This is a genomic window from Vibrio sp. YT-19(2023), assembly GCF_033337395.1.
Genome location: NZ_JAWOQN010000044.1, coordinates 1 through 18,138 on the forward strand (window position 1 = coordinate 1; position 18,138 = coordinate 18,138).

An 18,138-nucleotide genomic window follows, 5' to 3' on the forward strand; every position below is an offset into this window, starting at 1 on the left:
CTTGCTTGTCATGCTTCACCTCGTTAGTGATTGTACTCACTTAACTCGGTGTCCAAAACTGCTGGTGCGGATCAGTAGGTTTTCACTGACCATTGTGACAATTTCATCGGTGGTTGCATTGGTTCTTGTAGCAAGCTGTCTGACTTCATCAGCAACAACGGCAAAACCTCTACCATGCTCACCCGCACGAGCCGCTTCTATCGCCGCATTTAACGCCAATAAGTTAGTTTGGTCAGCGATACCACTGATGCTATTTACCAACTCGCTAATACGCGATGAGTGCGCTTTAAGCTCGTCAATCGCGGTGTTCGCTTGCTGCATTTGCTCGGAAAGTATCTGCATCTTTTCTAACGTTGAGCCTATAACCTCTTGCCCTTGCAGGGTTTGTGTTCCAGTTTCTTGGGAGATTTCGTTCGCCAATTGCGCAGCCTGGGCCATTTTCTGTTCCTGCATCACCTGCTGGGTAATATCTGTCGCGAACTTAACGACCTTGTAGAGCTCTCCTCTGTCGTTATGGATAGGGTTATATGAAGCCTCTAGCCACACCTCTTCACCATAACGGTTAACTCGTTTGAATCGCTCTGATGAAAATTGCCCTTTTGCTAAACGTTGCCAAAACTCACGGTAAGCTTGAGAGCTCGACTCTTCCTGTTCACAAAACATGCGATGATGCTTCCCTAGAATCTGATCAAGCGTATAACCCATTGTGTTTAGGAAATTATCGTTGGCTTTTAAAACATGGCCATCTAATGTGAACTCAATCACCGCCATAGAACGACTTAATGCATTTAGCATGTCCTCTTGCTCACGAGATGATTTGATCGTTCGCGTAAGTTCAGAAGCAAAAACAAAAAAGCTTTCTACTTCTCTGCGCTCATTTAAAACAGGCTGGATAATCGTTCTTAACCAGGCTTCCTCACCATTACCTTTCTGTACTTGCAATGCCCCATTCCAGAACACTTTATCTTGGACGGCTTTCTTCATTCGATGAAAGTGGTCTGTATTGCGCGAATTTGACGGTACCAATTCAGTAATTGATTTCTTTAAGATCTCATCATCATGTAAGAAAAGTTCTTGCTGTAGTTTGGTATTTGCAGAAGTAATGAGGCCTTTACTATCCAATGTTAAGCGGATCATCTCTTCATCTAAACTGGTTTGGATTTGCTGCAGGATTTGCAACTCCTGCTTTAATCGTTGATTTTCTTGTTGAAGCGACTTATTAAAAAACATGACTTTCTCTCATTTGACCGACCTTCGGACTAGTCAAAGGTTTATTATTTGTATACCGAATAAACTGCAAGCGGCAAAATCATTTGGTTGCATATTCAAACGCGATTTCTATTTCTCATCAAAGGACCCCGCTGGGAATACGGCGATTTTTTCTACAGTGTAACCTAAGCGCAGTATACTGAAATTTCTTCAGCGCCCAAGCTGTTTATATATTTATTAATATTAAAGCTCTTTATCGCCAGTTTGAGGTTTGTATTTGTGGATGTACTTATATGGAAAATTGGTGTGTTCAGATCAATAAGCCTTTCCATCAAAAAAGGGCTTTGACTTAGTTCCAATAATTTTTGCCGTTTTATCGCTGTTCCACCCGACTTTTGAGCGATTACCCACTCCTTATTCGCTTGTATTTCTATTAACAACGCACGGAGGAACCAGCAACAAGCGCATCGATTTGCCCAGTATCAATACGTTGTGGTATCCGCTCATTCAGTTTGCCGTGAAGGTGATGAATCACCACCTCACCAGTCGACTCGTTACGATCAGAAATGAGGCAATGAGGTAATGAGGTAATGAGGTAATGAGGTAATAACGCATGACACCAGAGATTACATTATGTGTCCAACATTGTGCCCACTCCTAAGTTTCATAACTTCCTTCCCTCGGACGCTTCTATCTCTCACCACAGCAACTATGCTTTAAACGACATGTATTCAATTGTCTAGCTTCAACATATGAAGGTTAAGTGAACATAAACAAGCGAAGGAAACAGGGCCATGGAAGTCGATAAAAATGATAAGTTAACAAAAAAATTACAGATAGTGATTCATTGGTCTGTAAGAGTATTGTCGATAGTTATGTTGTTTGTAATCGTCATGGGTGTGATAGATGTTGCATGGACGATATATCAAAAACTTATCACGCCACCTAAACTCATTCTGACGATTTCAGATATGCTAGCCACTTTTGGTGCTTTTATGGCCGTTTTAATTGCTATTGAAATTTTCATCAATATAACTATTTACCTGAGAGAAAATGTTATTCATGTAAAAATCGTCATGGCCACCGCGCTGATGGCAATCTCCCGAAAGGTCATTATTATAGACTTTGAAACCTTGTCTCCAATGTACCTGATTGGAATTGCGGCTGTAGTTCTTAGTATGAGTCTTGGTTACTGGCTGATCCATAAACTGCCCAATAAGAGCCATACTGAATAAACTTCTCAGCCTCCCGAATTTTCAGATACTTTCAAGGCATGAAAAAGTCTTGTCTTGGCACGTTGGAAGCTAATAAATTCCTCCATGCTAGGCTCTATATACTGCTAGACTACAAGATTATAGAGTAGTGCCTAGGCGGAGAAATTATCGATATTATTTTCTAGCAGCTAATCTTTGAGTATTGGCACAGCTCAATGGGGCAAGTGTTGCTCCAGTTCCCAATCTGATTTATACCCTCAACATCTATGTATTTTAATTTCAACTTTTCCGTGATCCTCTTAAACAAGGTCGTCACGAATAGCCTGAAGGATTACATCCGGCTAAAAGTAACCGCCAGAAAAGTGATTGTCAGGTGGTCGGTCATCTCGCCGTAAAATTAGCTCTTAACGCATACCTTCAGCTCAGTTTGCGAAAAAGCCTTAAAGGTCAAAGTAACTTTCAATCCCATTCAGAGTGTTGGTCGTGGCCACAGCGGCTAATATCAACCCCATGATCCGACTTACAGCACTAGCTCCTGTATTCCCAATAATCCTGTGTATGCCGCTGGCCATTAATAGCAAGATATAAACAACCAATAGTACCAGCAGCATCATAGCCACTGTCTGGACTTGCTCCCAAATATTAAACCGCACGTTCTCTGTGAGTAAAACGGCGGCTAATATTGCGCCAGGGCTAGCAATTGATGGAATGGCTAGAGGAAAAACTGCTGTATCATGATGACTATTGAGCGTTCTGATTTCTTCTGCTGGTTTACTCTCACCAAATATCATAGTCAAAGCAAACAAGAACAATACGATACCGCCCGAGATTTGAAACGCAGACAAGGGAATACGCATTGCTGTAAGTATGATTTCACCAGCAACAACAAAAAACAGTAGGATAGCAGCGGAGAATAGAGTCGCAAACAGAGCGACCTTACGCTTTGCCACTTCTTCATAGCTTTTTGTGGCTGCGATAAAAACGGGCACAGTACCTATGGGATCGATGACAGCAAAGAAAAAGATAAAAGTTGCCACAAAGTCAATCATGCTACTTTCTCCAGTACCAATTTAGCTTTAAGGATAGAAGATCAGCTTGAAGTAGCAGAGAAAATGTTTGACGCTAACATAGCGAGAGCTCATTCAGAAAAACAAAAATGGTGCGTTATTTACAATACAGAACTTACTTCTATCCTATCGATAACTATTAATATCTCAAAGGTAATGACTACCATACCTAACGGTAGTCGCCATCGCTTTAGACTTCTCAGAGAACATCAAAAAAAACAAGTGAACGAGAAGAATATCGACGTCATAAGATAGTGAGGCTTTAGTGTTTATACCAGTGCTCTTTTGACTCCATTTGAGCTTTTACTTCTGCACTATATTCAGCAGTAGGTCGTGCCAATAACCTTGGAATGCCGATAGGTTCTCCGGACTCTAAACAATAGCCATACTCCCCTGCGCGCAAGCGAGCCAACGATCGTTGAATCTTAGGTAACAGCTTTTGCTCTCTATCTATGATTCTTAATGCGATTGCAGATTGCTCCTCACTGGACGCCCTATCGCTTTCGTCACTGAATTCCATTGGCGCAATCATCTCTTCTTTCGCGCATTCAATATGCGCTAACGTCAATTCATAAAGCTCAAATAATCGGTTTTCAAAAAACGCGAGCTGAGCTTCATTCATATAATCCGCCTCGGGCGATGCAAGAATTTCTTCTTCTGTCATGACATGCTTTTTCTCTTCGTTCATAGAACCTCCACACCGAGATAAGAGTTCGATCTCTAAATTCCGGACATCTGAACCTGTGCAACTAAACGACAAATAAAGCCGCCAATAAGGTGCAGTGCTCGACACACTCACAAACTGCTTGATGCCAGAGTTAAGATCACCGACCATATTAATTGTTATATTATAACGTTACACTATAAAGAGCATGAGCATGAACACCCAGAAACTCCCTGTTACGGTTTTGTCCGGCTTTCTAGGCGCAGGAAAAACAACCGTTTTAAGTCATATTCTTAACAATAGACAAGGCAGAAAAGTCGCGGTCATCGTCAACGACATGAGCGAAGTCAACATCGATGCAGCGACCGTTCAGAATGAAGTTTCTCTCAACCACAGTGAAGAAAAGTTGGTTGAAATGAGTAACGGTTGCATCTGTTGTACCCTGCGTGAAGATCTGCTTGAAGAAGTCACTAAACTCGCGCAAGAAGGCAGATTCGATTACTTAGTTATCGAGTCCACTGGCATCGCCGAGCCACTTCCCGTTGCAGAGACTTTTACGTTTGCTGATGAAAACGGGCTATCACTTTCAGACGTTGCACGTTTAGACACCATGGTTACGGTGGTTGATGCGATTAACTTTCTGCGTGATTACGATGAAGCTAAGTTCTTAACAGAGACAGCCGAATCATTAGGTGAAGACGATGAACGCAGCGTTGCTGACTTACTCGTTGATCAAGTAGAGTTCGCTGACGTTATCTTGATAAGTAAAACCGACCTTGCTGAGAAATCAGAAATCGAAAGGCTTCTTGCGATTCTTAAAACTCTTAATACATCGGCCACTATTCTTCCTATCTCGAATGGTGAAGTAGAACTTGATGCGGTACTCGACACACAAAGCTTCAGTTTTGAAAAGGCACAACAAGCCCCAGGTTGGTTGAAGGAAATGCGAGGCGAGCACATACCGGAAACCGAAGAATACGGCATTTCCAGCTTTGCCTATCATGCGAGACGCCCTTTCCATCCAGAGAAGTTTTACGACTTCCTCCACAATGCGAAAGATTACGGCAAACTGATTCGTTCCAAGGGTTACTTTTGGCTAGCAACCAGACCAGAGTTTGTCGGTCAATGGAGCCAAGCGGGAGGCATCGCACGTTATGGTGTTGCAGGTATGTTTTGGAAAGCGATTCCGAAGGAGGAATGGCCGACGGTTCAAGATTACCTAGATGCTATAAACGACATTTGGCAAGAACCATACGGCGATATGCGACAAGAATTGGTGTTTATTGGTCAGGGATTAGAGCAAGAGAAATTGATTGCTCGTCTTAACGAATGCTTGTTAACAGAAGATGAGATGGAGCAAGGGCTCGACTATTGGTTATCTCTGGAAGACCCTTTCCCTGAATGGGAACAGTAAACGACTGAGATACAAAAAGCCTCCCACCATTCGGGAGGCTTTTTCGTTACACAGAGCCAATTTTGGTATACCGAGCCAATTCAGTAAGTCCGTTCTCGAAACAACCCGAGATTCAAACATGTAGCGAGGGAATCCTCACCAGTGCATTCAAACCGTCTTCTTCTGGCTCAACTTAGCTATTTTCTTTGGCCAAGGATCTTCAAATGTTGCCCCTTGTTGCCATTGCTCCAGTTCCGCATCCGTTAAAAAGCAGTTTTCCAGCGCATCAATAAACACATCGACTTCGTTTTCTTGCCCAATCACCGTTAAGCGACAACGACGATCACCAAAGCGGCTTTCAACGCTGTCTATCTTATCTTGCAGGATTTGACGATGTTCCTCAGTGAAGTTTTGCGATTCGTCATTGATTACCGAAGCGCGCCAAAAGCCTGTAATTTCAAGCCCCACATTGCCGCTTGCTTGGCTCCAAAGCAGTGAAACATCGTCTCGAGTTGGAAACCAAAAGAACCCCTTACTGCGGAACACACCTTTAGTTAAATACTGGTGGCAGGTACTCCACAAACGCGCAGGATGAAAAGGTCGATCATCTTTGATCACTTTGGCGACAAGGCTTTGTTCGTCTTTATCAGAGAGATTCAACGGCTCATTCACCGTCTCACGAAGTTCTGCGATTAACTGCTCAACAAGGAAGAAATTGTAGTCTTGCTCACCTTTCAACATGCGGATATCCAAGTTTCCCCATGACGTTTTGATTATCTCGGTGTAAACATTAAGCGGATGAATCCCCTGCGCGATGTTGCGAACGGTATTGTCATCCACTTTGTCCGTCTTGGTGAGCATGACACGGTTTGAGAACATAATTTGCTCTACCAACAAGTTTTCAACGCCGCGAACACCCTGCTGTACGTTCTCTTGCCACTTCGGAATTAAGGCAGAGCCTTGTCGATAGTCATCTCGCAACCAAGTCGCATCCACCAACGTAATCACGTCTTTGAGTGCGAATGGTGCGTTGTTTTTAAAATACTCAACCAAAGGCAAAGGATGACTACTGCCCGACGTTTCAATCACAATCCATTCTGGCCATTTTTCTGCGCAGAGCTTTTTAAGGGCTTTATCGAGCTGCTTTACACCACTCGGGCTGCTGATGCTGTCTCCACTGATCGTGACAAAGTTGCCCTGCTCTTCACTCACCGCATCGGTATTTAAGATAAGCACGCCATCAACGTCTAACTCACTCATGTCATTCACAATAACGGAAAGATCAATACCAGAAGAATCGGCTTGTTGAAGAATGTTGCGTAAAAAAGTGGTTTTCCCTGACCCGAGAAACCCATGCAAAATAGTGACTGGAATTGATGGCATACCTTTGACCTACAAACTCTGAATAAGCACATGTTATAACATAACAATTTGATGAGTTATAGAAGGAATCCAATTGCTGTCTTAGACCCATAGCTTAAGAATCGGTAAAGACCACAGAGACTGATTTTTCAGAACTCGCCTTCGTTTCTCAGCACGTTTCATCACCAGCAAAGGTCTGACTATTGATAAAAATAATAAGTGGTTACAAAACGACCATTGCTTTGTTTATAAAATTGGAGAAAGATGACAATACAGCGATTTATAGGAGGTGGTGTTATGACTTTAGTTCTTACCGTTCTTATTTTCCTAAGTTGTATTGCGATGCTCGCAATTGGTGTGATGTTTTCACGTAGGCCGATCAAAGGCGGAGATTGTTGCAAAGCGTCCGATGTTGCGGATGTGGACGCACGTAAAAGAAAAAATCGCAGTCATTATTCTTCTAGGAACACATATTGAGACTCACCTATTGCTCCAACCTCATAACACAAAATAGCATAACTGAGCCCTAACAAATTGTCGGGACTCAGTTTTTCGTTTCTACTAGATAATCAAACTCTGATACTCGCGCCAAAAATGAAGGTTTCTGGATGTTAGGAAGCGACTTCGCGATAGGTAAGTCGGCTTTCATTGCATCAACCGGACGATTACGAACTAAAACTTCAAAATGTAAATGTGGTCCGGTTGAACGACCAGTATTCCCAGAGAGGGCTATTTTTTGCCCACGCTTTATAACTTGACCTTTTTTAACCAAGATTTTATTCAAGTGTAGGTAACGAGTTTTGTACACACTGTTATGTTCAATCACTAAATAATTACCGGCATAAGGGTGCTTGCGGACCGCAATTACTTTTCCATCCCCAGTAGAATAAACTGGCGCACCGATTGGTGTCGCGAAATCCGTTCCGTTATGCGGGGTGACTCTTCCCGTCACTGGGTGTTTACGCTTAGGGTTAAACCCAGAGGTGATTCGGCGGTATGCCCTATCGACAGGATAACGGTTAAACGCTCGCTCCAAACTGTTACCAGCTCTATCATAGAACCGTCCATCCTCGGCTAGAAATGCAGCGACTTCGCCCTTCGCTAAGTTAAAAGAAATAGCCTTAATCTCACTATTGCCAGTTTTGTGTTCACCTAAATATTGCTGTTTCACTAATATATCGAAACGGTCACCGGCTCTAAGAGATCGCGCAAAATCAATCTTATCTTTCATCACCTGCGTAATATTTGCGACGTGGCCTGATGCCAATCCTACTCGATGTGCCGAGACTGAAAAACTCCCTTTGATTTCTCCCGAAAATAAGGTTTCACGCCATTCCCCTGAAATTTCCTGAAATTCGTAAGAGAAGGAGCCATCGTTTTCTCTAGTGTAGAGAGCCTTCTCTACAAGGCTCATATGATAAATTAGTCGACTCAATTGCCCCATGTCATCCATCACTAATTCAAGCTCTTCTCCGGGCTTAATCATATCTAGCTGGAGGTGATCAAGATCAACTGAGAGAATTTGCTGCAAAATACCGTAAGGGAGACCCAATTGAGCGAAGATACCACTGAGCGTATCTCCCACTTTAACTATGTAGTGTATTTGTTTAGGTTTAGGCAACGGAGTCAAACTGACATCTGAGGGAACCACTATCTTTGATGATGGAGGTGGTGACGAATCACTGCTTTGATTCAGTTGAACGCTGTGACTATCTTGATTTGGCTCATCCTCTGTAGGTAGAAGCAAAGCGACCGAAAAACAAAACACAGCAACGATTAAAGCAATAAATTTAAACTGACTCATGAGAAACTAAGTAACAATAATAACGATTGTTATGTTATAACATATCTAGGATTGTTTTTACTCAGTTTAGTAAACGTTTATTCAGTTCACTGGATTGGCTAAGAGAAGACCAGTCATTCAACCCATTCTCTTTGAGAAGGATCAATAATGAACACATTCAATTCAGCACTGATCGTTGCAGGAACACACGGAAACGAACTTTCTGGTATTTATTTACATAAACTAATCAAAGAAAAACGTTACTCTGTCAATAGATCAACCTTTTCAGCCTGCTCGATCATCGCAAACTCCGAAGCAGTAAAACACAACGTCCGATACATCGATACAGACTTAAATCGCGAGTTCTCAGCAATGAATAGCAATCATTGTCCTGATTTGCATGAAAGCAAGATTGTACATCAATTTATCGAGAAATATGCAAACCAAGAAAAACTGTTGATTGTTGACCTGCACAATACAACAAGCAATATGGGAGCGACGTTGATTTTGCTTTCTAACGATGTGTTTTATCGGAAACTGGGCGCGTACGTCAAACAACGAATGCCATCAGCACATATCCTTTTCGAAGAGCGAAAAGAATGGCAAGAGCAACCTTACCTTTGTACTGCTGGGCAATATGGAATAATGATTGAGGTCGGGGCGCAAGCACATGGTGCGCTAGAGTACAGTACGTTGGAGTTGATGAAACAGATGCTTACCGCAGTATTGGACTATGTTGAAAAGCACAACCTCAACCAAATAGGCTTACTGAGCGATTATGAGGCGTTTTTTTACACCGAAGAAATCAGGGTTCCACTTGATCAAGAGGGTATGCGGCAAGCACTAGTACACCCTACTATTTGTGGCAGAGATTTTGAGGCGGTCAAACCAGGAGCACCTTTATTAGCGACTTTCGCTGGTTATGATATCCATTGGAATGGCAAAGGGGAAATTTACCCGCACTTTATCAATGAGAGCGCCTACAGTACCGCAAATATAGCAATGGCCCTCGCTAAAAAAAGACGTGTTTCTTCCGTGTAACTTAAAGCAAGTAATTAGGCCACGTGTAACGTGGATACCTCACCCCATGAATAAAACTGTGCCTGAACCGCATAGGCAGAAAACACGGGTACTAACCCCACCCTAATACGGCAGCATAAGTGCCCTAAGCGCAGCTTTAAAAGAAACCCCACTAGAATTTTAAGGAGGTAAGACATTATGGTTAAAAGGAGAGTTTTCTCTTTTCTATCATGATGCCTTCTCCAAACATCGAAATAATCTATCTTCAAATTGGTCATCTAGACCGGAAGAGATCAGTTCTAGGCGGCTTTCTGAACACTCGTCTAGTTCAAACTCTGTGAGTCCATCTGATGTTAGATTGTAACCAAAAATACCGCTTCCCGTGATAAAAACCGCTTTCATTCGTTCGACCTTGAGGTCGAGCAGCAATAATCTCAGCTTTTGATGATCGAACACGTTTTCAGCGGAGATACGCCAACCGATACTGTAGAAACCTTCCCCCTGATTGGTTGCTTTTAGAATGCCACTCTCAGGCATAGGCAACTCAGGAACAAGTGACTTTTTCTCTCTTTCACGATAAAGAACAGAGGGCGTTTTTTGCACGTCAATACGAGTCGCTCCCTCACATTCATGAAAAGGGATAGCGCCATGTTCAGCGAAAATCACTTTTGTTTCCCGCAGACCGAGCTTTGCTATATAAGCCGTCAGCTTTTGCTCATCTTCATCTTGATAGAGATCGCGCTTATTACCTACCACTGTATCTGCGATAGTGATTTGCTGGTTAAACGTTTCATGCTCAGTGTACTTAGGATCCGATAGTTTACGTGCATCGACTAAAGTAATGTTTTTTTGCAAAGCGAGAATTTGACGATAATACTCGGTCGATAGCACTTGCAGTACTTCTTTAGGATGACCAAGGCCTGTAGGCTCAATCAACAATCGATCTGGCCTTGCTTTAGACAATAATTGATTTAAGGCGATTTGCATCGGAAGACCTGCTGCACAGCACATACATCCCCCGGGGACCTCTCGAATAAACACTTGGTCTTGTTGTTTTTTTTGGCCTTGTAACAAGCTGCCATCAATACCAACTTCGCCAAATTCATTGACCAATACAGCCCAACGTTCATGACTCGGTTTATGGGTCAATAAGTGCATTATTGCAGATGTTTTCCCCACCCCGAGAAAGCCAGTGATGATGTTAGTCGGCACTCGCGAAATCAGTGGCTTATTAAAGTTCATTGGCAATTCTCCGGTAGCCTTGGACTAGTTCATGGTTGGCAGAAACGACGGATTCGGAAAAAGCTGAATATTCTGGCGGCACTTTAGAGATACTCTCTAAATCAAAACCGACACCAATATTGGTCATCGGTGGTACATGGAAATAAGCGGGTAAATCGAGGCCATCGACGACACAGTTATGACGAATAACACACCTCTCACCGATGACGCTATTGAACACGACGGAGTTGAAGCCAATGAAAACATCATCACAAACCTGGCAAGGACCATGAATAATCGAACGATGAGCAATGGATGAGCGCTCACCAATTGTCACCGCAGCCCCTGCCTTAGAGTGAATTACGACACCATCTTGGATATTGGTGTCACGTTTGATGACGATAGCTTCCATGTCTCCATGGTTATTAACTTCGTCAGCTCGAATAACAGCATAGGGTCCAATAAAAACGTTATCCTCAATAATGACTTTGCCACAGATAATAGCGGTTGGATCGATAAAGGCTGTTGAGGACACCTGTGGCATATGGCCCGTTGGGTTTCTTCTTAACATAATGCTTCCAGTTTGTTTATGGCTCTTTTTTTACGGTCAGCGACTTAACGATTGAAGGATAAACGCATCGCTCCAGCTGGTTTATCGATGACTTTGTTATTGGCATAAACTAGCGCGCCATTGACCCAAGTCTTTTGAATTTGAGCTGAAAATTCATGTCCAGCAAAAGGCGACCAACCACAGTGATATAAACTGTTTTCGTTGCTAACTCGTGTTGGGGTATGAGCATCAACCAACACCAAATCGGCGTAGTAACCTTCACGAATAAAACCTCGGCCTTGAATGCCATAGCGAATGGCCGGGTTGTGCGCAGTTTTTTCGACTACTTGAGTCAAACTCATATGACCTAAACGGACATGCTCGAAGAGAGTAAGTAACGCATGCTGAACTAACGGCAGTCCGGCTGGAGCCTGCTCGTAAGGCACTTGTTTTTCTTGCCAAGTGTGAGGAGCGTGGTCTGTTGCAATGATATCTATTTGCCCCGTATTTAACGCTTTTAACAACGCATCGCGGTCACTAGGAAACTTGATTGAAGGATTACATTTGATCAAATTACCAAGAGCGCCATAATCTTTGTTGCTGAACCAAAGATGGTGAACACAAGCCTCCGCGGTGATTGATTTATCTCGAATGTCTCCCTCGTCAAAAAGTGCTAGCTCCTTCGCCGTTGTGATGTGCAGCACATGCAGTTGGCTGTGATACTTTTTGGCAAGTTCTACCGCATAAGAAGATGAAGCGTAACAGGCCTCTTCGTCACGCAAAATGGGATGGTCTTCGATAGTGAAACCTGGCTTCTTAAGCCTTTGCTTTTGCTGGTTTTGTTTAATAACAGTCCCACTTTCACAATGAGTAACAATGAGTACTGGAGAGTCACGAAAAATTGACTCTAACGCTTGCGGATCTTCGACTAACAAATTTCCTGTTGATGCCCCCATAAATACTTTCACACCACAATGTTGTTTGGGGTTAAGTTGTTTAATCTGTTCAAGATTGTCTTCGGTTGCACCGAGGTAGAAAGAATAATTCGCAAACGAGCTTTCTTTAGCGAGAGCGAACTTGCGCTCTAACGAGTCAATAGTCGTTGTAGCCGGACTAACATTGGGCATTTCCATGTAGCTTGTAATACCGCCGGCTACCGCTGCCCGCGACTCGCTTGCAATTGTGCCTTTATGTGTCAGCCCTGGCTCTCGGAAATGCACTTGATCGTCAATCATGCCTGGCAGTAAATAAGCCCCTTTAGCATCAATTACAATATCTCCGTGTTGTACGGATATATTAGTAGCAATCTTGTCAATTCTTTGATCAACAATACGTAAATCTGTTTCGGTAATGGCTCTTTCGTTGACCACCCGAGCGTTTTTAATCAATGTTGCTGACATATAATTCATTCTTTTAGATAATTTGAAAAGGTGGCCAATACTCGGTCACCTTGTGAAGCTATAAGGGGAGATCGTGTGTCCGCCTCATAGGGGGCGCTTTGCGCATTCATCGCAAACACAGGAAATCTCAAATTGTGGGCTAAGAACGGTGAAGCCTTCTTGTATGGCTTTCGCACATACGCTAGAAATAACATTGGCTTCAACCGCTATTTCACTAACCTTTCCACACTGAGAGCAAATCAAAAACTGTGGAACGCCATGCTCCTGATCGCACGCGATTTGAGAACAAACGACGTATTTACTAGATGTATTGAGCTTATGGACAAAGTGCTCTGCTTCAAGGAAATCGAGTATTCGATAAACCGACATCGCTTGAATGTTTTGAGAAAAGTTGTGATTGCAGTAGTCAACTAGTTCGTAGGCAGAAAGCGGCTTCTCCGCATATAGCAGCGAAGTCAGTATCAATTTCCGTTTAGTAGTGAGTTGTTTACCTCGCAGCAGGCAGATTTTCTCTACCTGCTTCATGACGTCATCTACCGTTTTGAGCTTTCTCATATCTCTAGATGAAATCCAATGTGAGTAGTAAGCGACGTTCATTATCTGCAACATGTGGAGAGCGATGTATAAGTCCAGTGGCAACCACTTCCTTTGAGCAGGGCAACATCGCCAGGCTGCATTCGTCGTATGGCACTTTCAGAGTCGTATAAGCCCGATAGGTGATCAGGTTGACCAAGACTACCGGCACCGAGTTTAGTGCGATCAATGGTATCGTTGGTTAACCATTCGGTCGCTCGGCCGGTATAAGTTATGACAAGTCTGCAAGGCACACGATCAAAGTGAAATTTCGGGCACATCGGGCTGTCTAGGCGAGTTAGTCTCAAACCTGCTTCTTTAACCTCAAACAAACAGCAGAACATATCGACGATTAAAGCAACATCTTCACTCAGCGCATCAGCACACGCATAGCCCTCTAACTTGCTTCGTACCCATTGTGCAGCATCATCTGGCGTGACACTTTGTACCAGTGCCAATCTAGGCTCCTGAGCCAGCATCAGATTAATGTCCTTCGTCAACTCTTTCGAGAGCGTTCGCTGCCATATGGCAATATTGTGCTCTGGTTTGTAGATGTCGCTAAGTATGTTCGCTGATGTCGATATCGCCAACGATGATGTTGTTTAGACACGAAGCGGGTTCTCAACTACATCAATGCTCATATATCTTCCTCCCAAGCGTTAAAAAGGTCAGGTAAAGGTTTTAATAACGTTGATTTTCTAGGGCTATGAGACCTAGTAATCGTTACGATTTCGCTCTAGTTCACGGACATATTGACACAGTCCCACCCCATGTAGAGTCAAGTCAGACAGCGCTTGTGAAGAAATCAACGTTTACTCTCTCTCAATAGGAGACTACTGGTTGTGAGATCAATTCTTTAAACAACAAATTGTAGAGCCCCAAACAAGAAAATGTTATAACATAACAATTAATCTTTTCAATATTTACCTTTTTTGATTAAAGATAATTAGGGGAACATCATGAGCATGCGAGCACGGAAATTATATTCCGCGATTAGAAAAGTAACGCGTGGGTGAATCGCCATAGACCCGACGAAACATCGCAATAAAGTTACTGGGCGTCGAATAACCTAAAGCATGTGCAATATCTCCCACCGATTCCCCTCGAGCTATCATTTCTAATGAATGTATTAGCAGTACTTGTTGCCGCCATTCACTAAAACTCATGTTTAACTCACTTCGAATCAATCGTCTTAACGTCCGAGATGAGACTGCCCCAATATTGGCCCAATGCTCCACAGAATGTTTGCTGTTTGGGTCTATTAAAATTGCTTGAGTAACTTTTTGCAGTCTCGGATCTCTGGGCAGTGGGATGTGGAGTGACTCATGAGGGCTATTGACGATTTCATCGGATATTACGGCAAGAATACGTAAAGACTGTATGGATAGATCGTCTGTTTTGCTCCATATCGATGCTCTAACCGATAGGGCTTTCAACACATCGCTCAGTTGGATCACACAAGGTCCCATTGGAAACCGCTCACAACTCTCTGGAGTAAACAGTAATGAACGACCTTTCAGAGAACCACAAAAATAAACACTGTGCATCGAACCCGGGGGGATCCAACCAGCTCGGTGAGGTGGTAGTATCCACGTTCCTTCATCGGTTTTGACCTGAATTAGCCCTTCATCTATACACAGTAACTGGCCTCGATGATGACTGTGCCAATTATGTGGCCGTTGATCCAAATGGTTGAAGTCGCTCCTTTCATGCTGCCACTCCTTAACGATCAGTGCGGCGCCATTTTTCCATTCGCTGTAATCAGAGTTTGTCACTTTATTTACTCAATTCCATTTTGGCCATTATTCATTATTTTCTGTCCTCTTAACGTTACCATAGCAAGTTAGCGTTCGAGTAACATTTTAGCAACGACCATTTTATCGAAGGCAGAACCATCATGAACGAACCTATCTTTATTATCTATTACATTACGGCAGGCTTGGGCATTGGCTTTCTCGCAGGACTCGTTGGTGTGGGTGGTGGTGGAATGGCCGTCCCTATTTTTGCGTTTCTATTTTCACTACAGGGAATAGCTGATACGGAAGTAGTGCATCTTGCGTTGGGGACATCAATGGCTTCGATGATTATTACAACATTGGGCAGCATGCGCGCTCACTACAAAAAAGAGAATGTAGACTCGACAATGGTAGTAAAAATGTTGAGCGGAGTTCTAGTCGGAACATTTTGCGCCACATTCGTAGCATCGTATCTACGAGGCGTCTATCTGGCAGGCTTTTTCAGCGTATTCATGTTGTATGTTGCTTATAAGATGTTCCTCAACACTGAAAATGAGTACAACCCTAACCCACATGGGGCTATCGGTAATATCACTGTAGGCTCGGTGATTGGCTCTGTATCAGCACTTGTCTCTATAAGCGGTGCGGGGTTGATCATCCCCTATCTTGTCCAGCAAAATTTTGAGGTAAAACGTGCTATTGGTACCTCTGCTGCGATAGGTTTCCCTATCGCGCTGTCAGGAAGCCTCGGTTACATGTTAAACGGATGGGAAAATACAGATTGGAACAACTTAGTCTTAGGATACATATACCTTCCTGCAATGATCAGCTTCTCCATTAGTAGCTACTTAACTACTAGCCTCGGCGTGCGTTGTGCAGCGTATTTCCCAAATAAAGTTCTTAAGAAAATCGTTGGTATTTTGTGTGTTCTTCTAAGCTTTAAAATGCTGGGACAAGTACTTAATTAAGGCAAATAATACGGTCACTAGTATGTCTTGCAGTATGGTGGAGGGATAAGCCTGCACAAAACTTACTCCTCGCTTTGCTTACTCGAACAGACAATGTGTAAGAAAGTGTCACATTGTTGCTATTCTTGTGGCTTTGTTAGGCTAGTCAGAATTACATCCAAAATTTTCTGGTGATTGTCCTTTCTGGAAACCTCGTCACGCTCCTGGCAAAGTGCTTCCTCCCCTTCTGATGCGAGAATTTTAATGCCACGCTCAGTACATTCTGCGAACGCACTAAACTGACTCGCACTGGGGATCTCTTGAAACGTCACATTGGGAAGAGCAACAAGTGATTCGGCTGGTGTCAGTGCGGGATGTAGCCGATCAGAGAGCGCCACCACGGTGATAGCATTGTTCATCAAGGCCAGAGTTTCAGGGACAAAAGTTTTCGTTAGCTCAGGGTTGATAACGACGACCGATTTCAGTTTGTTTTCAGACTGAAATCGGGGGAATTTTTGATCCGGGATGCTGGTAATATCAACGTTATTTTCACGTAACCAATGACAGTCTACATTGTTGGCGTTGTGACACGATGTTCGATATTTCTCCGGGCTTATTTGCGCTCCGGAGAGCATCAGCATAGATGTGCCGCCCAGAAAAAAGCCGACCCCCTGCACTGCATCAGTATCTACGCCTCCGGACAGTATCCCGACCGAACTTAATTCGTTCAGCCCAAGCACCAAATCACTGGTTCTGAATGTGATTTCATCAACAGCCATTTCTGCATTGATTTCGTTCGGTGTAGGAGGCTTTGGTACCACAACGACATAACCTTGTTGCGCCAGGCTCGAGGCTATCCAACCACTGTGGGAAAACGCTGACCGTGTTCCGCCCTGCGACAAAAGCACAACGGGAAATTTTCCACTTGCTAAAGGGGCATCTAACTGCGTTTCGACTGATTTAAAAATGTTCCCCCTACCAAACGTGAAATTGTTTTTTTCGTTCGTTGTGGGATACCAATAATAGACTTCTACTGGCTTATCTCTGTCTTCACTGAATCCCGTTTTGATTGTTAGCGCAGAATGGTATTTCGGCTCATTCGTACTGGCGCTGGCACTGACACACAATGTAGCGAGTAGAAACGACATTATTATTTTGGTTTTCATTTTTCCCTCAGCCGGTCAACACATTATTCTGCACGGCATCTAGAAAAATAACGCGCAGGAGATTCTCCATATATTTTGCGAAACATAGCAATTAAGCTATTCATAGTCGAGGTAACCCAAAGAAAATGATAGACCGCTCCAGCTAGAGCCTTTCTTTTCAATAATTTTCTGCGGATATCCACCATGCAGAAGTTTGTACTTTACTCATTGTAAACGACTAATCATGGCCTCTTAAGGCAACATTAGAAAACCAACCGTATTCACAATCCATAACTCCATAACTCATAGTTACACCGATGTATATCTAAGTGAGCTGAAGCTTCATTGCCCATCCAGTGCCCTTTGCATTTTTATAGCAAGGTAGCCAAGCACCATTTTATTACGGACCATTGCTGCCTGCGCTAATGCTTTTGTTTTGTATCGTAACTGATTTGCTTACTGACGTTCTTTAGTTGCACTCCTGCCTTATTAAATGCCTTTTGAATAGTTGTGGAAACATGCTGGCGGCCCTCTCCTTCAAAAAAGTTAACTCGATCTTGCTTCGTTTCGAAGACGCAGACTATTTCTAAGCTTTGTGGAAAAGAAGAGAATTTGACGGTATGAGTCACCCAAAGAAAGCCATCGTAGCCTTTTAGCGTATCTTCACAAACTTCGGTCAACACTTCTCTAATTAGATTCTCGACCTTCTTATCTGATTTGCGCATAAATTAAACTTCATTCCTATCTAACGCCTTTAATTAGGTTTCAGTGTACATTGTCTTAAACAGTATTTGGCAGTGGTATTTAGTCAATAGCCTGTAGATGAGGTTATTCGCACGAAGATTTACCGACCT

General features: G+C 43.2%; 18 protein-coding genes. 4 read left to right on the forward strand and 14 right to left on the reverse strand.

Annotation, left to right across the window (positions count from 1 at the left end; genetic code table 11):
• Positions 1–36 precede the first annotated feature (36 nt).
• A complete protein-coding gene (locus R7E78_RS21780; protein ID WP_318058238.1) occupies positions 37–1,230 on the reverse strand; it encodes a PAS domain-containing methyl-accepting chemotaxis protein in 1,194 nt (397 codons plus the stop codon).
• A 773-nt stretch (positions 1,231–2,003) separates the two neighbouring features.
• On the opposite strand from R7E78_RS21780, the gene R7E78_RS21785 reads away from it, so the two are divergent.
• Positions 2,004–2,444, forward strand: coding sequence for a phosphate-starvation-inducible PsiE family protein (locus tag R7E78_RS21785; protein WP_005375731.1), 441 nt, complete (start codon positions 2,004–2,006; stop codon positions 2,442–2,444).
• Between the two features lie 419 nt (positions 2,445–2,863).
• Here R7E78_RS21785 and R7E78_RS21790 read toward each other — a convergent pair whose 3' ends face one another.
• Complete coding sequence (locus R7E78_RS21790; RefSeq protein ID WP_017635732.1) at positions 2,864–3,472, reverse strand: MarC family protein; 609 nt, start codon at positions 3,470–3,472, stop codon at positions 2,864–2,866.
• A gap of 280 nt (positions 3,473–3,752) precedes the next feature.
• Positions 3,753–4,178: a TraR/DksA C4-type zinc finger protein gene (locus tag R7E78_RS21795; protein ID WP_318058239.1), complete on the reverse strand. Its 426-nt coding sequence runs from the start codon at positions 4,176–4,178 to the stop codon at positions 3,753–3,755.
• A gap of 190 nt (positions 4,179–4,368) precedes the next feature.
• On the opposite strand from R7E78_RS21795, the gene zigA reads away from it, so the two are divergent.
• On the forward strand, positions 4,369–5,568 hold the full coding sequence (gene zigA / locus R7E78_RS21800) for a zinc metallochaperone GTPase ZigA (RefSeq protein ID WP_171342542.1): 1,200 nt from the start codon (positions 4,369–4,371) through the stop codon (positions 5,566–5,568).
• Between the two features lie 147 nt (positions 5,569–5,715).
• Here zigA and R7E78_RS21805 read toward each other — a convergent pair whose 3' ends face one another.
• Together R7E78_RS21805 and R7E78_RS21810 are read right to left on the reverse strand one after the other, a co-directional pair.
• Positions 5,716–6,930 carry a CobW family GTP-binding protein gene (locus tag R7E78_RS21805; protein ID WP_085569270.1) on the reverse strand — a complete coding sequence of 405 codons (1,215 nt, stop codon included), beginning with the start codon at positions 6,928–6,930 and terminating at the stop codon, positions 5,716–5,718.
• A gap of 523 nt (positions 6,931–7,453) precedes the next feature.
• Positions 7,454–8,713, reverse strand: a complete 1,260-nt coding sequence (locus R7E78_RS21810) for a peptidoglycan DD-metalloendopeptidase family protein (RefSeq protein ID WP_182038364.1) — start codon at positions 8,711–8,713, stop codon at positions 7,454–7,456.
• 147 nt (positions 8,714–8,860) lie between these two features.
• Here R7E78_RS21810 and R7E78_RS21815 point away from each other — a divergent pair, with 147 nt between their 5' ends.
• Positions 8,861–9,733 (forward strand): aspartoacylase, encoded by an 873-nt coding sequence (locus R7E78_RS21815; protein ID WP_182038366.1) that lies wholly within the window; start codon positions 8,861–8,863, stop codon positions 9,731–9,733.
• Between the two features lie 207 nt (positions 9,734–9,940).
• On the opposite strand, the gene R7E78_RS21820 is transcribed toward R7E78_RS21815, so the two are convergent.
• The 7 genes from R7E78_RS21820 to R7E78_RS21850 all read right to left on the reverse strand — a co-directional run bounded on the left by R7E78_RS21820 (position 9,941) and on the right by R7E78_RS21850 (position 15,231).
• Positions 9,941–10,954 carry a CobW family GTP-binding protein gene (locus tag R7E78_RS21820; protein ID WP_318058240.1) on the reverse strand — a complete coding sequence of 338 codons (1,014 nt, stop codon included), beginning with the start codon at positions 10,952–10,954 and terminating at the stop codon, positions 9,941–9,943.
• Positions 10,944–11,504, reverse strand: a complete 561-nt coding sequence (locus tag R7E78_RS21825; protein WP_017821071.1) for a carbonate dehydratase — start codon at positions 11,502–11,504, stop codon at positions 10,944–10,946. The genes R7E78_RS21820 and R7E78_RS21825 overlap by 11 nt, the downstream gene beginning before the upstream one ends.
• 44 nt (positions 11,505–11,548) lie before the next feature.
• A complete protein-coding gene (locus tag R7E78_RS21830) occupies positions 11,549–12,883 on the reverse strand; it encodes a dihydroorotase (protein ID WP_017821072.1) in 1,335 nt (444 codons plus the stop codon).
• A gap of 84 nt (positions 12,884–12,967) precedes the next feature.
• The gene (locus R7E78_RS21835; protein WP_025767649.1) at positions 12,968–13,438 is read right to left on the reverse strand and encodes a Fur family transcriptional regulator; all 471 of its coding nucleotides are present in this window, start codon (positions 13,436–13,438) and stop codon (positions 12,968–12,970) included.
• A gap of 4 nt (positions 13,439–13,442) precedes the next feature.
• A complete protein-coding gene (locus R7E78_RS21840) occupies positions 13,443–13,508 on the reverse strand; it encodes a hypothetical protein (RefSeq protein WP_318058242.1) in 66 nt (21 codons plus the stop codon).
• Positions 13,480–14,046 carry a DUF1826 domain-containing protein gene (locus R7E78_RS21845; RefSeq protein ID WP_318058241.1) on the reverse strand — a complete coding sequence of 189 codons (567 nt, stop codon included), beginning with the start codon at positions 14,044–14,046 and terminating at the stop codon, positions 13,480–13,482. The genes R7E78_RS21840 and R7E78_RS21845 overlap by 29 nt, the downstream gene beginning before the upstream one ends.
• A gap of 390 nt (positions 14,047–14,436) precedes the next feature.
• Positions 14,437–15,231: an AraC family transcriptional regulator gene (locus R7E78_RS21850; RefSeq protein WP_104976541.1), complete on the reverse strand. Its 795-nt coding sequence runs from the start codon at positions 15,229–15,231 to the stop codon at positions 14,437–14,439.
• A gap of 122 nt (positions 15,232–15,353) precedes the next feature.
• Here R7E78_RS21850 and R7E78_RS21855 point away from each other — a divergent pair, with 122 nt between their 5' ends.
• A complete protein-coding gene (locus R7E78_RS21855; RefSeq protein WP_053307804.1) occupies positions 15,354–16,160 on the forward strand; it encodes a sulfite exporter TauE/SafE family protein in 807 nt (268 codons plus the stop codon).
• Positions 16,161–16,279: 119 nt separating this feature from the next.
• Here R7E78_RS21855 and R7E78_RS21860 read toward each other — a convergent pair whose 3' ends face one another.
• Together R7E78_RS21860 and R7E78_RS21865 are read right to left on the reverse strand one after the other, a co-directional pair.
• Positions 16,280–17,305, reverse strand: a complete 1,026-nt coding sequence (locus R7E78_RS21860) for an alpha/beta hydrolase family protein (RefSeq protein WP_213909423.1) — start codon at positions 17,303–17,305, stop codon at positions 16,280–16,282.
• A 401-nt stretch (positions 17,306–17,706) separates the two neighbouring features.
• The gene (locus R7E78_RS21865; RefSeq protein ID WP_104976539.1) at positions 17,707–18,009 is read right to left on the reverse strand and encodes a Fis family transcriptional regulator; all 303 of its coding nucleotides are present in this window, start codon (positions 18,007–18,009) and stop codon (positions 17,707–17,709) included.
• Positions 18,010–18,138: the final 129 nt, after the last annotated feature.

Coding starts and splice junctions, on each gene's coding strand:
- R7E78_RS21790 (WP_017635732.1), bottom strand. CDS start 3,472: ATGATTGACTTTGTGGCAACTTTTATCTTTTTCTTTGCTGTCATCGAT.
- R7E78_RS21795 (WP_318058239.1), bottom strand. CDS start 4,178: ATGAACGAAGAGAAAAAGCATGTCATGACAGAAGAAGAAATTCTTGCA.
- R7E78_RS21820 (WP_318058240.1), bottom strand. CDS start 10,954: ATGAACTTTAATAAGCCACTGATTTCGCGAGTGCCGACTAACATCATC.
- R7E78_RS21835 (WP_025767649.1), bottom strand. CDS start 13,438: ATGAGAAAGCTCAAAACGGTAGATGACGTCATGAAGCAGGTAGAGAAA.
- R7E78_RS21815 (WP_182038366.1), top strand. CDS start 8,861: ATGAACACATTCAATTCAGCACTGATCGTTGCAGGAACACACGGAAAC.
- R7E78_RS21805 (WP_085569270.1), bottom strand. CDS start 6,930: ATGCCATCAATTCCAGTCACTATTTTGCATGGGTTTCTCGGGTCAGGG.
- R7E78_RS21855 (WP_053307804.1), top strand. CDS start 15,354: ATGAACGAACCTATCTTTATTATCTATTACATTACGGCAGGCTTGGGC.
- R7E78_RS21785 (WP_005375731.1), top strand. CDS start 2,004: ATGGAAGTCGATAAAAATGATAAGTTAACAAAAAAATTACAGATAGTG.
- R7E78_RS21810 (WP_182038364.1), bottom strand. CDS start 8,713: ATGAGTCAGTTTAAATTTATTGCTTTAATCGTTGCTGTGTTTTGTTTT.
- R7E78_RS21825 (WP_017821071.1), bottom strand. CDS start 11,504: ATGTTAAGAAGAAACCCAACGGGCCATATGCCACAGGTGTCCTCAACA.
- R7E78_RS21860 (WP_213909423.1), bottom strand. CDS start 17,305: ATGAAAACCAAAATAATAATGTCGTTTCTACTCGCTACATTGTGTGTC.
- zigA (WP_171342542.1), top strand. CDS start 4,369: ATGAACACCCAGAAACTCCCTGTTACGGTTTTGTCCGGCTTTCTAGGC.
- R7E78_RS21865 (WP_104976539.1), bottom strand. CDS start 18,009: ATGCGCAAATCAGATAAGAAGGTCGAGAATCTAATTAGAGAAGTGTTG.
- R7E78_RS21780 (WP_318058238.1), bottom strand. CDS start 1,230: ATGTTTTTTAATAAGTCGCTTCAACAAGAAAATCAACGATTAAAGCAG.
- R7E78_RS21830 (WP_017821072.1), bottom strand. CDS start 12,883: ATGTCAGCAACATTGATTAAAAACGCTCGGGTGGTCAACGAAAGAGCC.